Origin of the sequence: Streptomyces sp. NPDC048338 (assembly GCF_043201055.1) — a bacterium.
In the GTDB taxonomy this organism is placed as follows: domain Bacteria; phylum Actinomycetota; class Actinomycetes; order Streptomycetales; family Streptomycetaceae; genus Streptomyces.
In genome coordinates, this window is sequence record NZ_JBICYQ010000006.1 from 17,749 (window position 1) to 31,995 (window position 14,247).

10 protein-coding genes are annotated in these 14,247 nt (G+C 74.7%); 5 read left to right on the forward strand and 5 right to left on the reverse strand.

The features are described 5' to 3' along the window. Positions 1-84 precede the first annotated feature (84 nt). Together ACGFZF_RS15555 and ACGFZF_RS15560 are read left to right on the forward strand one after the other, a co-directional pair. Positions 85-480, forward strand: a complete 396-nt coding sequence (locus ACGFZF_RS15555) for an STAS domain-containing protein (RefSeq protein ID WP_393554280.1) — start codon at positions 85-87, stop codon at positions 478-480. A 31-nt stretch (positions 481-511) separates the two neighbouring features. Continuing rightward, entirely contained in the window at positions 512-985 is a 474-nt protein-coding gene (locus tag ACGFZF_RS15560; protein WP_393554282.1) for an ATP-binding protein, read from the forward strand. Here the strand turns inward: ACGFZF_RS15560 and ACGFZF_RS15565 are convergent. Beyond that, on the reverse strand, positions 930-1,832 hold the full coding sequence (locus ACGFZF_RS15565) for a SigB/SigF/SigG family RNA polymerase sigma factor (RefSeq protein ID WP_393554284.1): 903 nt from the start codon (positions 1,830-1,832) through the stop codon (positions 930-932). The genes ACGFZF_RS15560 and ACGFZF_RS15565 overlap by 56 nt on opposite strands. A 137-nt stretch (positions 1,833-1,969) precedes the next feature. Here ACGFZF_RS15565 and ACGFZF_RS15570 point away from each other — a divergent pair, with 137 nt between their 5' ends. Continuing rightward, positions 1,970-2,443 carry an ATP-binding protein gene (locus ACGFZF_RS15570; RefSeq protein WP_393554285.1) on the forward strand — a complete coding sequence of 158 codons (474 nt, stop codon included), beginning with the start codon at positions 1,970-1,972 and terminating at the stop codon, positions 2,441-2,443. Positions 2,444-2,593: 150 nt separating this feature from the next. Beyond that, positions 2,594-5,560, forward strand: a complete 2,967-nt coding sequence (locus tag ACGFZF_RS15575) for a HAMP domain-containing protein (protein WP_393554287.1) — start codon at positions 2,594-2,596, stop codon at positions 5,558-5,560. 98 nt (positions 5,561-5,658) lie between these two features. Here ACGFZF_RS15575 and ACGFZF_RS15580 read toward each other — a convergent pair whose 3' ends face one another. Further along, a complete protein-coding gene (locus ACGFZF_RS15580) occupies positions 5,659-7,959 on the reverse strand; it encodes a GAF domain-containing SpoIIE family protein phosphatase (RefSeq protein WP_393554289.1) in 2,301 nt (766 codons plus the stop codon). Between the two features lie 217 nt (positions 7,960-8,176). Between ACGFZF_RS15580 and ACGFZF_RS15585 the strand changes: the two genes are divergently transcribed. Further along, positions 8,177-8,524: a DUF3040 domain-containing protein gene (locus tag ACGFZF_RS15585; protein WP_393554291.1), complete on the forward strand. Its 348-nt coding sequence runs from the start codon at positions 8,177-8,179 to the stop codon at positions 8,522-8,524. A gap of 125 nt (positions 8,525-8,649) precedes the next feature. Here the strand turns inward: ACGFZF_RS15585 and ACGFZF_RS15590 are convergent, their stop codons facing one another. The 3 genes from ACGFZF_RS15590 to ACGFZF_RS15600 form a co-directional block, all read right to left on the reverse strand. Beyond that, positions 8,650-11,385, reverse strand: coding sequence for a BTAD domain-containing putative transcriptional regulator (locus tag ACGFZF_RS15590; protein WP_393554293.1), 2,736 nt, complete (start codon positions 11,383-11,385; stop codon positions 8,650-8,652). Positions 11,386-11,556: 171 nt separating this feature from the next. Beyond that, positions 11,557-13,761 (reverse strand): PAS domain-containing protein, encoded by a 2,205-nt coding sequence (locus ACGFZF_RS15595; protein WP_393554295.1) that lies wholly within the window; start codon positions 13,759-13,761, stop codon positions 11,557-11,559. A gap of 100 nt (positions 13,762-13,861) precedes the next feature. Continuing rightward, positions 13,862-14,239, reverse strand: a complete 378-nt coding sequence (locus tag ACGFZF_RS15600) for a VOC family protein (RefSeq protein ID WP_393554297.1) — start codon at positions 14,237-14,239, stop codon at positions 13,862-13,864. Between the last annotated feature and the right edge of the window lie 8 nt (positions 14,240-14,247).

Sequence of the window (14,247 nt, forward strand, 5' to 3'; positions counted from 1 at the left end):
GTGATCCACCTGTCACAAACCATGAAAAAAGGGGCAAGAGACACATAGGACATCTGCGGCTACCCACGAGGAGGCGGGCAGCACATGGAGGCCCATGGCCGGACCGGAGACCGGAACGCCGCGCGCGCGGAGAGGTTCCTCGTGGAGACGCGCCAGGCCGGGACACCCGGTGTGGTCGTCCTGGCGCTGACCGGCGAGCTGGACCACGACACGGCGCATCCCCTGCAGAGCGCACTGGAGGAGCAGGACGGCACGACGAGGATCGTGATCGACTGCTCGGATCTGCGGTTCTGCGACTCCACGGGACTGAACGTCCTGCTCAGGACGCGACTGCGGCTGATGGAGAGCGGAGGGCGGGTGGACCTCGCCGGGCTGCACGCGCCGGTGGACCGGATGTTCGAGATCACCGGTGCCCGGAGGGTCTTCCGGGTGTACGACGGTCTCGCGGATGCACTGGCGGACAGCGGGCAGGGTGAATAACCACGCGGGACCCGCGGTTGCGGAGGGAGACATGGGCGACCAGGACGGCAAGATGGCACAGGTGCGACGGCTCGTACTGTCCGGCACCAAGGGCGTGGTCGGCCGGTGCCGGGACTTCACCACGGAGGCTCTGGCGGACTGGGGCTGGATCCCCGCCGAGAGCGAGGAGGCCGAGCAGCGGGTGGACGACGTCCTGCTGCTGGTGTCCGAAGTGGTGACGAACGCGTGCCTGCACGCCGGCGGGCCGGAGGAGCTGGTGCTGCGGCACGCGGACGGGTACCTGCGCTTCGAGGTCTCGGACGCGAACCCCGAGCACCCGCACGCCTACCCGGCGCGTTCGCCGTCCCTGCCCGGCGGGCACGGGCTGATGGTGCTGGACCGGCTGGCGGGCGACTGGGGCTCCGAGATCCGGGGCGGGGGCACGGGCGGCAAGGTGGTGTGGGTGGAGGTCAGACGACCGTCCCGTCCGCCGTGGCACCGGGGTCGTCGAGGAGACCGTCCTTGAGTTCGTCGAGGATCCGGGCGAGCAGACGCGAGATGTGCATCTGGGAGAGGCCGAGGCGCTCGCCGATCTGCGCCTGCGTGAGTTCCTGGCCGAACCGCAGCGAGAGGATCTCCCGGTCCCGGGCGTCGAGCCCGGCGATGAGCGGCTTCAGCGACTCCAGGCATTCGACCAGCTCGTACGAGGACTCCTCGGCGGCCAGGTGCCGGGTGCCCGTGCCCGGGTCGGCGCGGTCCTCCCCGGCCGGCGCGTCGAGCGACCGGGCGACGTAGCCGTTCGAGGCCAGTTCGCCCTCGGCGACGCTCTCCACGTCGATGTGGAGGTGGTCGGCGAGTTCGGCGCGGCTGGGACGGTGCCCGAGCCGCTGCTCCAGGACATCGACGGCCTTCGCCACGTCGATGCGCAGTTCCTGGAGGCGGCGGGGCACCCGAACGGCCCAGCTGGTGTCACGGAAGAAGCGCTTCATCTCGCCGACCACGGTCGGCAGGGCGAACGCCGAGAAGTCGATGCCGCGCTCGGGGTCGAAGCGGTCGATCGCCTTGATCAGCCCGATCGTGCCGATCTGGATGATGTCCTCCATCGGCTCGGCCCGGTTCCTGAACCTGCGGGCGGCGAACTTGACCAGGCTGAGGTTGAGCTCGATGAGGGTGTTGCGGACGTACGCGTACTCGCGCGTCCCTTCCTCCAGCTCCGCCAGGCGCGTGAAGAGCGCGGCGGAGAGGGTGCGGGCCTCGCCGGTGGGGACGGCCGTCGGCCTGGCCGTCTCCGGCACTCCGCCCAGCGCCGCCCGACGCAGCGCGGCGTCGGTCTGCGGCCGGTCGATGGCGATCGGTGTCCCGGTGGTGGCCATGCGTGTCCCTCCACGGAGGAGTCGACCCTGCGCCGTGGCCTGGCGGGCGACGGCAGGGCCGTCGGGCGGACGCCCTGCATAAAGAATGCCCCCCTTTGGGTGGTTTGACACGGAATCTCCATGGACAGCGGCACAGCATGGCCATCGGTAACGACCGGGCGACCTCCCGCACACGGCGGTACGACCTGCGTGGCGGGTCCGGTGTGGTGAGCGAGTGCCGCGACCTCACCCGCCGGGCCCTCTCGGACTGGTTCGGCCCGGCGGGCGACCCGGGGCGGCTCGCCCCCGGCGACGCCCTGCTCCTCGTCTCGGAGATCGTCGCGAACGCGTGCGCCCACGGTGGCGTCCCGTACGAGCTGCGGCTCGACCGCACGGACGGCCGGCTCTGGGTACAGGTCAGCGACACGAGCCCGGTACGCCCCCGGCCCCACGGCCCGCACCGGGCGGAGCGCGCCTCCGGTCACGGTCTGTACCTGCTGGAGCGGCTCTCGGCGGCCTGGGGCTGGGTACCGAGGGGCCCGGGCAAGGCGGTCTGGTTCGAGGTGGAGGTGCTGACCGCGGAGAGGGGTCCCTCCGACTCGACCGGGGCGGGCGGGACACCCACGGCGTAGGGGGTGTCCCGCCGGTCCCGCGGGGCTCCCGGCGCCCTGCCCGTCGATCCGGCCTGATCGACGGGACACGTCCTAAAGTGGAGACGTGGTGCGGCAAGCGACCGTGCTCCGCGCCCGGGCCGTTGCCCGATCGTCCTGTGCGAGGTCCTCATGGCAGAGCGCAGACCACCCGCCGGCACGGACCTGACGCACGCGGAGTTCGGCGAGGACGGCCTCCGGCAGCTGCTGGCCGGACTCACCGCGGTGCGGGACGGGGACCTGTCCGTCCGGCTGGCCGGGGCCGCGGGAGGCATCCACGGCGAGATCGCCGGGGTCTACAACGACATGGTCGTCCAGCTCACGCTCGTCACCTCCGAGGTCACCCGCGTCGCCGGCGAGGTCGGCGGGCAGGGACTGCTCGGCGGCCGGGTCCGCGAGCCGCAGGCGCGTGGCGTGTGGCAGGAACTGACCTCCGGGTTCAACCAGATGGCCGACAACCTGACGTCCCAGGTGCGGTCGATCGCCCAGGTGGCGACAGCGGTCGCCCGCGGGGACCTCACGCAGAAGATCCGGGTGGACGCGCGCGGCGAGATCCTGGAACTGAAGCAGACCATCAACACCATGGTCGACCAGCTGTCCTCCTTCGCCGAGGAGGTCACCCGGGTCGCCCGCGAGGTCGGCACGGAGGGCAAGCTCGGCGGCCAGGCCACCGTCCGCGGGGTCTCCGGCACCTGGAAGGACCTGACCGACAACGTCAACTCGATGGCGGACAACCTGACCAACCAGGTCCGCAACATCGCCCAGGTCACCACCGCCGTCGCCCAGGGCGACCTGACCAGCCGGATCGACGTCTCGGCGCGCGGCGAGATCCTGGAGCTGAAGACCACGATCAACACCATGGTCGACCAGCTGTCCTCGTTCGCCGCCGAGGTCACCCGGGTCGCCCGCGAGGTCGGCACGGAGGGCAAGCTCGGCGGCCAGGCCGAGGTCGAGGGCGTCTCCGGCACGTGGAAGCGCCTCACCGAGAACGTCAACGAGCTCGCCGGCAACCTCACCCGGCAGGTCCGCGCCATCGCCGCGGTCACCAGCGCCGTCGCCGAGGGCGACCTGACCCGCTCCATCGCCGTCGAGGCGCCCGGCGAGGTCGGGGAGCTGCGGGACAACATCAACTCGATGGTCGAGTCGCTGCGGGCCACCACCCGGGCCAACGAGGAGCAGGACTGGCTGCAGACCAACCTCGCCCGGATCACCGGGCTCCTGCAGGGCACCCGGAGCCTGCCCCAGATCGCCGAACTGAGCATGACCGAGGTGCCGCCCCTGATCTCCGCCCAGTACGGGGCCTTCTTCCTCGCGCGGGACGACGAGCGCGGCACCGAGTTCGTCATGACCGCCTCCTACGGCTCCCCCGACGACCCGGACGAGCCGCAGCGCCGGTTCCGGTCGGGTCAGTCCCTGGTGGGGCAGGCCGCGCGCGACCGGCGCGCCCTCGTCGCCGAGCAGGTGCCCGCCGGATACGCGACCATCGTCTCCGGGGCGGGCTCCGCCGAGCCGAGCACGCTGGTCGTGCTGCCGATCGTGGTGGAGGAACAGGTCCTCGGCGTCGTCGAGTTCGCCGCGCTGCGTCCCTTCACCGTGTTGCAGCGCGACTTCCTCGACCGGTTCGTGGACAGCGCGGGAGCCGTCCTGAGCTCGCTGTTCGCGAATCTGCGCACCGACGAACTGCTCGGCCAGTCCCGGCGCCTGGCCGACGAGCTCCGCTCCAGCTCCGAGGAGCTGCGGATCCGGCAGCAGGAACTCCAGCGATCCAACGCGGAGTTGAAGGAGAAGGCCACGCTCCTCGCGCAGCGCAACAGGGACATCGAGTCCAAGAACCTGGTCATCGAGCAGGCGCGCCAGGAGCTGGAGGTGCGGGCCCAGCAGCTGTCGCGGACCTCGATGTACAAGTCGGAGTTCCTCGCCAACATGAGCCACGAGCTGCGCACCCCGCTCAACAGCCTCCTGATCCTGGCGCGGCTGCTCGCGCAGAACCCCCAGGGGAACCTCACGGACAAGCAGATCGACTACGCCGAGGTCATCCACTCCGCGGGCTCCGACCTGCTCCAGCTGATCAACGACATCCTCGACCTGTCGAAGGTCGAGGCGGGCAAGATGGAGATCCGGCACGAGCCGTTCGCCCTGCGCGAGCTCATCGAGTACCTGGAGGCGACCTTCGGACCGGTGGCCGACGAACGCGCGCTGGAGTTCGCCGTCACGGTCGCGCCCGACGTGCCCGAGGAGCTCACCACCGACGAGGCGCGACTGCGGCAGATCCTGCGCAACCTGCTCTCCAACGCGCTGAAGTTCACCGACGAGGGCAAGGTCGAGCTCTCGGTCGCCTGGGCGGATCCGCAGGAGGCGCCGTCCGCCGTGCGCGAGGGCCGGCCCGTCCTCGCGTTCCGGGTGACGGACACCGGCGTCGGCATCCCCGTCGAGCGACTGGAGAACATCTTCGAGGCGTTCCAGCAGGGCGACGGGACCACCGCGCGCCGGTACGGCGGCACGGGCCTGGGGCTCTCCATCAGCCGCGAGGTGGCCGGGCTCCTCGGGGGCACGATCGAGGTGGCGAGCACGCCGGGCCGGGGCAGCCGCTTCACGTTCTACCTCCCCGCCGCGCACCCGGCGGGCGGCGACGGGGCGCTCGCGGCCTCGGAGGCGGGCCGGGAAGCCGCCCAGGGGGTCGTCGTCTCCACGGGGACCGCCGTCGGCGGCGCCCCGGTGCCGACGGCAGGAGGGGCCACCGTGCTGGTCGTCGACGACGACGTCCGCAACGTCTTCGCCCTCACCGAGGTCCTCCAAGGCCAGGGCCTGCACGTCCTCACGGCGGACGGCGGTCGTGCCGGGCTCGACCTGCTCGCCGCGCACGACGAGATCCGGCTCGTCCTGATGGACGTGATGATGGCCGGCATGGACGGCTACACGGCCATCAAGGAACTACGGAGGCTGCCCGGCCGGACCACGCTCCCGGTGATCGTGGTGACGGCGAAGGCCATGCCGGGCGACCGTGCGCGCGCCTTGGAGGCGGGCGCCGACGACTACGTCGCCAAGCCGGTGGACGAGGCGGAGCTGGCGGCCAAGATCCGCGCCTGGCTGCGGGACTGACGGGCGGACCGGACCGGCTCGTCCGGCTCCGGCGCGCCGTCGTCCGTGCGGCGGGGCTCCCGTGGGGCCCGGACCCGTACCCGGCCCGGCCCGTCGCCTCAGTGGCCCCGGGCCCGCCCGCGGAGCTGTACCGCCACGATGCTCGTGTCGTCGTCCGTGTCGCCCGTGGCGGCGCTGAGCAGGCCGTCCACGAGCCGGTCCGGTGCCCGGCCCGCGAGGCGCTCCGCCTCGGCCACCAGCCGTTCGAGGCCCAAGCCGAGCTCGTCGCGGCGGCGCTCGATCAGGCCGTCGGTGTAGAGCAGCAGCGTGTCGCCGGGGCGGAGCGGGGTGCGCTGTTCGCGGTACGTGATCGCGGGCGCGGCGCCGAGCAGGATGTCGCGCGGCGGGTCGAGCAGGCGGGCCCGACCGTCCCGGATCAGCAGCGGGGGCAGGTGCCCGGCGCTCGACCAGACCAGCCCGCGGTCCTCGGGGTCGTACAGCGCGCACACCGCGGTCGCGGTGATGCCGCCGCCGGTGCGCAGGGTGACCTCGTTGAGCCAGCCCATCAGGCGCCCGGGCGGGTGACCGGTGAAGGCGAGCGCGCGCTGGGCGTTGCGGAGCGCGACCATCCCGGTGACGGAGTCGATCCCGTGGCCCGCGATGTCACCGACGGTCATCAGGACCTGGCCGTCGGGCAGTTCGAGGACGTCGTACCAGTCGCCGCCGACCCGGTACTCCTCCGCGGCCGGCCGGTAGCGGACGGCCACCACGAGGTCGCCGGGGAGCTCCTGGACGCCCGGGACCTCGGGCACGATCGCCTGCTGGAGCTGGAGGGCGAGTTGGTGCCGCATCTCCGCCTGGTTGCGGACCTCGGTGAGGTGGTCGAAGGTCGCCGTCAGCGCGACCTCGGTGCGCCGGCTGTCCGAGACGTCCTGGAACACCCCGGCGAAGCCGGTGAGCGTGTCTCCGGTGAGCAGCGGTTCGGCCGCCACGCGTACATGGCGCACCCTCCCGTCGGGGAGCACGATCCGGAGCACCGTCTGCGCGCCGCTCCGGCGCTGCGTGAGGGTGGTCAGCAGCTCGGTGAGGGCCTCGCCGTCGTCCCGGTGCACCCGCGCCCGCAGCCCGAGCAGGGGCACCGGCGGCTCGTCGCGCGCCATCCCGAACATGTCGAACGCCTGCTCCGACCAGACCGTCCCGGCGTCGGCCAGGCTGTCCTGGAAGGTGGCCACGCTCTGCAGTCGCGCCACGGCCCGGCGCGTGGCGATGCCCACGTCGCCGACCGTGTGCCAGAGCACCACGGCCCGCTCGGCGCCGGCCGGCAGGACGCGCACGTCGAGGAGCGGCGCCTGTCCGGGCCGGGCGGTGGCGGGGAGGCGGGCGGCCCGTTGGACGCGGGCGGTGTCGACCGCACGGCGTGCCAGGTGGGCGAGGTCGCTGTGGACCAGCGGGAAGACGAGGGAGAGGGAGAGGGAGCGGTCGCCGGCGGGGGACGCGTCCCCGAGCGCCGCGACGCCCTCCTCGTTGACGTGTTCCACCGTCGGCGAGCCGCCGTCCCCGCCCGCGCGCAGCAGCATGGCGGGGCGGGCGAGCGCGTCGAGCACGTCCACGAGGACCGGGGCGGCCGGCTCCTCGGCGTCGTCGGCGTCCAGGACCGTGCCCGCCACCTCCATCAGGCCGGTGACGGCTCGCCGAACGGTGGTGTCGAGGGCGGCGGGGCCGGGCCAGCCGACGAGGGCGAGACCGACCGTCGTGCCGCGCCGGCGCAGCGGCAGCACGGCGCGGGCGGCGTGCGCCGACGGGCCCGGGAGGAACGTGTCACCCTGCGGTCCGTCGTCCAGCCAGACGGGGACGGCGTCCTTCAGGACGCTACGGAAGGGCCCGGGCGCCGCCGGGGGGATCCAGTTCCATGCCGCCGCCTCGGAGGCGCCCACGCCCGCGTGTCCGGCGAGCCGTAGACATCCCGAGTCGGCCCTCCGCCACAGCCACAGGCTCTCCGCGCCGTGCGGAGCGAGTCCCTCGGCCAGCAGGGTCCGGGCGGCCTCGCCGACGCTGTCGGCGGTCTCGGCCGCCGCGGCGGCGCGGCGGGCCCGGCGGGCGGGGCCCGGGTGGGGCGGGGGCGCGTCGGCCTCCTCGGCCGGGACGGTGAGCGGGGGCCCGGCGACGTCGCCGACGGCGTTCACGATGTCCGCCGCGAGATCCTCGGCGGTGAGGCCGGTCGCGTCGGCGAGCGCGGCCAGGTGCTCGGCGGCCTCGGCCGGGGACAGGCGCAGCTGCGCGGCGAGGACGCCGGTCGCGAGGTCGAGGAGATGGCTGCGTGCGAGCCGTGCCCGCAGCCGCCGGATCTCGTCGGGGAATCCGGTGCGGCCGGCGCGGTCCGCGTGGTCGGACGGGCCCTTCGGGCTCGGGGAGCCGGGCAAGGGGACCTCCGTTCCGCCGTTTCGTGGACGTCCGGAGCTGGGGGTTTCCGCTCCGGATTCTACCCGCGGACGCGTCTCGGCCTCGGGGTCACGCGCACGGGATCTGCTCTCGGGAGGACCGGAGCGGCGCGGTGAGGCACGCTTGAACCGGGGGTCGGTACACGAAGGCCGAGGCCGCCCGCCGGGGCGTCCCGCCGGACCGAAGGAGGTGTCGGCGATGGACGGACCACGGCTCTCCCCGCGCGAGCGGCGCATCCTGGCCGAACTGGAGGAGGATCTGCGCCGGGGCGATCTCGCCCCCGATCCGCACACGGCAGGCACCGGCCGCACCGGCCACCCGTCGGCGGGGCGTTCCCGGAGAGCGGGCAGACGGCCCTCGGGTCGTGTCCTGGCGGTGCTCGGCGTGGTGTCCCTGGCGCTCCTGGTCCTCGGCATCGCCACCGAGAAGCCCGCTCTGATCTGGGCCTTCACGACGGTGTGGGTGCTGACGCTGATCTGGCTCATGCGCCTGGTGATCCGCTGGACGCGGCGGTTCCAGAGCCGCGGGAGCGACGACGGGAGATGACCGGGCACGCGTTCCCCGCACGGGGCCGGGTCCCGCGGATCCGCCCCGTGCGGTGTGAGCGGCGGGGCGCACCCGTTGCGGGGCCGACGACCGGTCCGGTGCGGCCGTCGGCCGGGAGCGTCCGCTCAGGCCCGCGCCGTCAGGCGGGCCTGAGCCATGTCGTAGCGGGCGCGCAGCCCCACGTCCGGTGAGACCCGCAGCAGCACGCCCAGCGCCGCGACCGCCCCCTCGTCGAAGCCGGACGCCTCCGCGTCGAGGGCGGCGCGCTCCAGGCGACGGATGCCCTCGGCCTCGTCGCCCCGGCCCAGCAGGGCCTCCCCCGCCGCCGTGCACAGCAGCACGCGCGACGCCGACGGCGTCTCCCGCGGGTCCTCCAGGTCCAGGGCGGCGGTCGCCGCGTCGAACGCCTCCTGCCATTCCTCGGCGGCCAGCCGGTGCCGCGCCAGATGGTGCAGGGCGAGCCGCTCGGTGTGGCGGTCGCCCGTGGTGCGGGCCAGCCGGGCGGCGGCCACGCAGCGCTCCGCCGCCTCGTCGAGGCCGCCCAGCTCCGCCTGGACCAGGGAGAGGTTGACCAGCGCGGTCGCCTCGCCGCGCGGGTCACCGGCCCGGGCGGCCAACGCGGGGGCGGCCTCCAGCCGGACCAGCGCCTCGCGCGTGCGGCCCTCCTCGGTCAGCACCCAGCCGAGCAGGGCGAGGACCCGTGCCTCGGCGCGGACGTCGCCGTCGGCCCGGGTCGCCGCGAGTGCCGTCTCCAGCAGCGGAGTCCAGCCGCCGCGGACCCGCCACACGATCTGCGGCCAGAGCGCCAGGACGATCCGCCAGGTCCGGCCGTGCAGTCCGGCGCCGTGCGCGGCTTCGGCCGCCAGGACCAGGTCGTCGCGTTCGGCCGCGTACCAGTCCATGGCCTGCGCGCGGTCCGCGAACTCCCGGATCGCCGGCGGGGCGTGGAAGTCCGCGGGGAGCGCGAAGCAGGACTCGGCCGCCGGTTCGGCCGCGCCGGCCGCCGCCAGCGCCGTGGCCACGGTGTGGTCGAGGACCCGGACGACCGTGTCGGCCCCGGCTTCCAGGCCGCGCGCGTAGAGCCGTACGAGGTCGTGAAGGGTCCAACGCCCCGGCGCGGTCCGGGTGACGAGGTGGGCCGCGGCCAGCCGGTCCAGCGCGGCGTCGGCCTCGTCCGGTCCGGTGCCGGCCAGAGCGGCGGCCGTGTAGCGGTCGACATGGGTACCGGGGTGACGGCCCAGGTGGGCGAAGTGGTGGGCGGCGTCCTCGGGAAGCCGGCGCACGGTCAGCCGCAGTGCCGCCCGGACGCCCGTGTCCTCGACGTCGAGCAGGCTCAGCCGCCGCGACTCGTCGGAGAGTTCGTCGGCCATCGCGCTCAGGGACCACTCCGGCTGGTCCGCGAGGCGGGCCGCCGCCACCCGGAGCGCGAGGGGAAGACCGCCGCACAGCTCGGCGAGGCGCCGGGCGGACACCGCCTCGGCCGTGACGCGCTCCGTTCCGAGGACGGCACGGAGCAGGGCCGTGCCGTCCTCGGGTTCGAGCACGTCGACGGGGACGGGGCGGGCGGCGTCCGAGGCGATCAGTCCGCGCAGCCGGTACCGGCTGGTGACCACGGTGACGCAGCGGACCCCGCCCGGCAGCAGGCCGCGGACCTGCTCGGAGCCGCGCGCGTTGTCCAGCACGACGAGGAGCCGGCGGTCGGCGGCCAGGGAACGGAACAGGGCGGACGCGCCGTTCACCGATTCCGGGATCCGGCGGGGCGGGACCCCGAGGGCGGGCAGGAACTCCCGCAGCACCTCCAGCGGGGTCGGTTCGCCGGTGTCCCCGAAGCCGCGCAGGTCCGCGTGGAGCAGACCGTCCGGGAAGCCGGCCCGGTTGCGGTGGGCCCAGTGCACCACGAGGGCCGTCTTGCCCACGCCTGCCGGCCCGGTGACGAGGCAGACGGGCGCCTCGCCGGCGGCGGCGCGGGACAGGGCGGTGAGTTCGGCGGTGCGGCCGTGGAAGCCGCGGGGCATGCGCGGCAGCAGGTCGACCGGCGCCATGGGCGGCGGCGTCGACGGTTCGTACGCGGTGAGCGGGACGGCCGGCCGGTCGTGCGGCCGGACGGCGTCGCCGTCGCCGTCCTCGCCGCTCAGGGCCGACGCGTAGGCGTCCGCGAGTTCCCGGCCGGGGTCGACGCCCAGTTCGTCGGCGAGCAGCCGGCGGGTGCGGTGGAACCAGTCGAGCGCCTCGGAGCGGCGGCCCGCGCGGCGCAGGGCCGTCATCAGGGCGGCGGACAGGGATTCGCGCAGTGGATGCGCGTCGGCCTCGGCCCGCAGTACGGCCGCGGCCCGGGCGTGCTCCCCCAGGCGCGCGTACCCGGCGGCCAGCGACTCGACGGTGGCCAGCCGCAGTTCCTCCAGCGCGTGGGCGGCGGCCTGGAGCGGTGGGCTCGGGTACGCGCCGGTGAGCGCGGGGCCCTGCCACAGCGCCAGCGCCTCCTCGTACCTCGCGACGCCTTCGGCGGGCGCGCGCTGCCCGCGGGCGAGGGTGACGAGCTCCTCGAACCGGTGGGCGTCCAGGAGGGTTTCCGGCATCCGCAGGACGTACGCCGGTCCCTGCGTGGCCAGTTCGACGCCGTGGGTCTCCGCCTGCGCGTCGGCGAGCAGCGCCCGCAGGCGGGACACGTGCCCCTGGATGACGCTGCGCGCCCGGGGCGGCGGCTCGTGGTGCCAGAGGGCGGCCGTCAACTGCTCGACGGGGACGGGGCGGTTGGGCCGCAGCAGCAGCGCCGCCAGCAGGCTGCGGCGCTTGGCGGGACCGAGGGCCGGTTCGCCTGCCCCGGTGACGACGGACACCGCTCCGAGCAGCCGGAACTCCACTGACACAACTCCTCGTGGGGGGAGGGGTCAGATTACCGGAGGGGGTGTCGCCCTCGCGGGGGCCGAGCGGGCCCGAGAAGCCGGGCACGGCGGTCGCCCGGCGCTGCGCGGGTCCGGGCCGGTCGGGGCGGGCGGTCCACCAGGGGCGCGGGAGGATGACCCGGACCGGACCTACGCCTGCGGTGCCAGCGCGATCTCGGCCCAGACCGTCTTGCTGTCGTCCGCGTAGCGCACGCCCCAGCCCTCGGCCACGGTCGCGCAGATGTGGAGGCCGCGTCCGCCCTCGTCGACGGCCTTGGCGTGGCGCAGGTGCGGGGCGGTCGGGGCACTGTCGATGACCTCGCAGATCAGCGCGCGGTCGCTCCTGAGGAGCCGCAGGGTGATCGGCGCGGCGCCGTAGCGGACGGCGTTGGTGACGAGTTCGCTGACGACGAGTTTCACCTCGAAGGGGTCGACGGGCACCTCCCATTCCGCGAGGAGCTCCGCCGCGTGGGCCCGCGCTTCGGCCACCGCCGAGGGGGCGAACCGCACGTCCCACTCCCTGAGCTCGTCCGGGGGCAGGAGCCGGGTCCGGGCGACCAGCAGGACGCGGTCGGGCTCGAGGATGCGCTGCACGGCGTCCGCCATCGGCTCGGGGCCATGGTCCGGCCGGCCGAGGGCGGCCACCAGCCGCTCGGTCGTCGGGTCCGCGTCGCCCTCACGCGCGGCGGAGGCGAGGCACACGGTGCTGCCTTCCGGGAGCACGTGGACGGCGCTCGCGAAGGGCGGCCCGTCGGCGCCGAGGAGAGGTCCTTCGCCCACCGGCTCGGGGTCCACCGAGCCGTCGGGCCGCACGACGGCGAAGAGGGAGCTGCCCGCCCGGGCGACCTCGAGCCGTCCGTCGGCGGGGTCGTAGACCGCGAACGTACAGCTCGCGGTGGGTTCGCCGGGCCGGGGGGCAGGTCCCTGCTCCCGGGCCAGGCGGCGGGTGGTGGCGTGCAGCCGGGCCAGGAGTTCGTGCGGGTCCAGGTCGAGCGTGGTGAGGCTGTGGACGGCGGTCCGCAGCCGGCTCATGGTCGCCACCGCGCTGAGGCCGGCGTGCTGGACCTGCCCGACCACGAGGGCGACCCGGGCACCGGGCAGCGGGATGACGTCGAACCAGGATCCGCCGCCGCGGCCACCGGGTCGGTGGCGCTGGGCGACCTCGACGGCGCGCTGCGTCGTCTGCTCCTGCCGCAGCGACCAGCTCTGCAGGGCGGTCATGACGATGTGCTCGCGCGTGAAGCGCAGAGCGTTCTCCAGGCAGGTCGCCGTGCGCGCCACGATGCCGTCGGCGAGGGCGAGGTCGTCGGGGCCGAAGGGGTCGGAGGTGCCGTGGCGCGCGAAGGCGACGACGCCGAAGATCTGGCCGCGCACCGCGAGGGGGGCGACCAGCCGGAGTCCCCCGGGACCGCCTCCCCCCACTCCGCCGGGCGCGTCCCCGGTGGGCAGCAGTGTCGGAGCCTTCGGGAGCTCGTCGCCGAAGAGTCCGGGCAGCAGGACGGTACCGACCTCCGCGGCCGGCGCGGCACCGTCCGCTCCGCCGGCGGCGGCACAGCGCAGGAGCGGTGCGCCCTCCTCGGGGACCAGGTCCGGGGCCCTGCCCCGCAGGACCGCGTCCGTCAGGGCCACCAGGACCGAGTCGGCGAAGTCGGGCACGGTGACCTCGACGAGTTCCCGGGCGGTGCGCTCCACGTCCAGGCTGCTGCCGATCCGCTCGTGGACGTCGTGCAGCAGGCGCAGGCGGGCCTGCGCCCGTTCGCGGTCGGTGACGTCCACGGCCGTCACCACCACGCCGAGCGGCTCTCCGGAACCGTCCTCCAGACGGTGGACGGCCGTCGAGAAGACGTGCTCGTGCTGCGGGTCGAGGCGCGGTCGCAGGCGGACCAGTACGTCCCGGGCGGGCCTGCCGGTCTCCAGCACCTCGCGCAGCAGGCCCTCGACGCCGGTCACGCCCTCCGTGGCGTACACCTCGACGACGGGCCGACCGATGATCTCCTCTCGGGGGACGCCACGCATGCCCACCGCCACGGGATTCACCCGGACCGCGCGCAGGTCGCGGTCGAGGACGTGCAGACCGACGGCGGACTGGGTGAAGACGGCGTCGAGCACGGCCTCGTCCAGGTCGCCCATGTCCTCCCCGGCCTGCCACACGCCCCATTCCGGCTCGCCGGAGCCGCCGGGCACGCGCCCGACGAGCCAGCGGCCGTCGGGGGGACCCGTGGAGAGGAGCTCGGGCACGCTCCGCCCGACGGCCTCCTCGTCCCGGCGGCCGAACAGGCGCTCGGCGCCCAGGCTCCAGCGCACCACCTGCCCGGTCCCGTCCAGGGTGAAGAGAGGCGCGTGGTTTCGCGACATGGATCGACTCTCGCACCTCCACAGGTCCGGCGCATGTTCCGCGCCGGGCGCCGGACGCGCCGCCGGCGCGGTCGACCGTGGCCGACGCCGTATCCGGGGGTCAGTGGCGGACCAGGCAGAAGGGGTGCCCGGCGGGGTCGGCGTAGACGCGCCAGGAGCGCCCGCCTGCGCCCTCGTCCAGCACGGTGGCCCCGAGGGCGACCACCTCGTCGTGGGCCCGGTCGAGGTCGGCCACCCCGAAGTCCGGGTGGAGCTGCTGCGGCGCCGCGGGGTCGCCCCAGCGCGGCGGACGGTGGTCGGCCGCCCGCTGGAAGGCGAGGACGAACCCGGACGGCGTGTGCAGGGTCGACCAGTCCTCGCCGACGGCCCACCGGCGGTCCTCCCGGTCGACGGCACCGCCGAGGAGCGCCCGGTAGAACTCGGCGAGCTTCCGGGGTTCGGGACAGTCCAGCACCACGCACTGCAGCTCGGCGATCATGCCCTGGA

Coding starts and splice junctions, on each gene's coding strand:
- ACGFZF_RS15555 (WP_393554280.1), top strand. CDS start 85: ATGGAGGCCCATGGCCGGACCGGAGACCGGAACGCCGCGCGCGCGGAG.
- ACGFZF_RS15560 (WP_393554282.1), top strand. CDS start 512: ATGGGCGACCAGGACGGCAAGATGGCACAGGTGCGACGGCTCGTACTG.
- ACGFZF_RS15565 (WP_393554284.1), bottom strand. CDS start 1,832: ATGGCCACCACCGGGACACCGATCGCCATCGACCGGCCGCAGACCGAC.
- ACGFZF_RS15570 (WP_393554285.1), top strand. CDS start 1,970: ATGGCCATCGGTAACGACCGGGCGACCTCCCGCACACGGCGGTACGAC.
- ACGFZF_RS15575 (WP_393554287.1), top strand. CDS start 2,594: ATGGCAGAGCGCAGACCACCCGCCGGCACGGACCTGACGCACGCGGAG.
- ACGFZF_RS15585 (WP_393554291.1), top strand. CDS start 8,177: ATGGACGGACCACGGCTCTCCCCGCGCGAGCGGCGCATCCTGGCCGAA.
- ACGFZF_RS15595 (WP_393554295.1), bottom strand. CDS start 13,761: ATGTCGCGAAACCACGCGCCTCTCTTCACCCTGGACGGGACCGGGCAG.
- ACGFZF_RS15600 (WP_393554297.1), bottom strand. CDS start 14,239: ATGATCGCCGAGCTGCAGTGCGTGGTGCTGGACTGTCCCGAACCCCGG.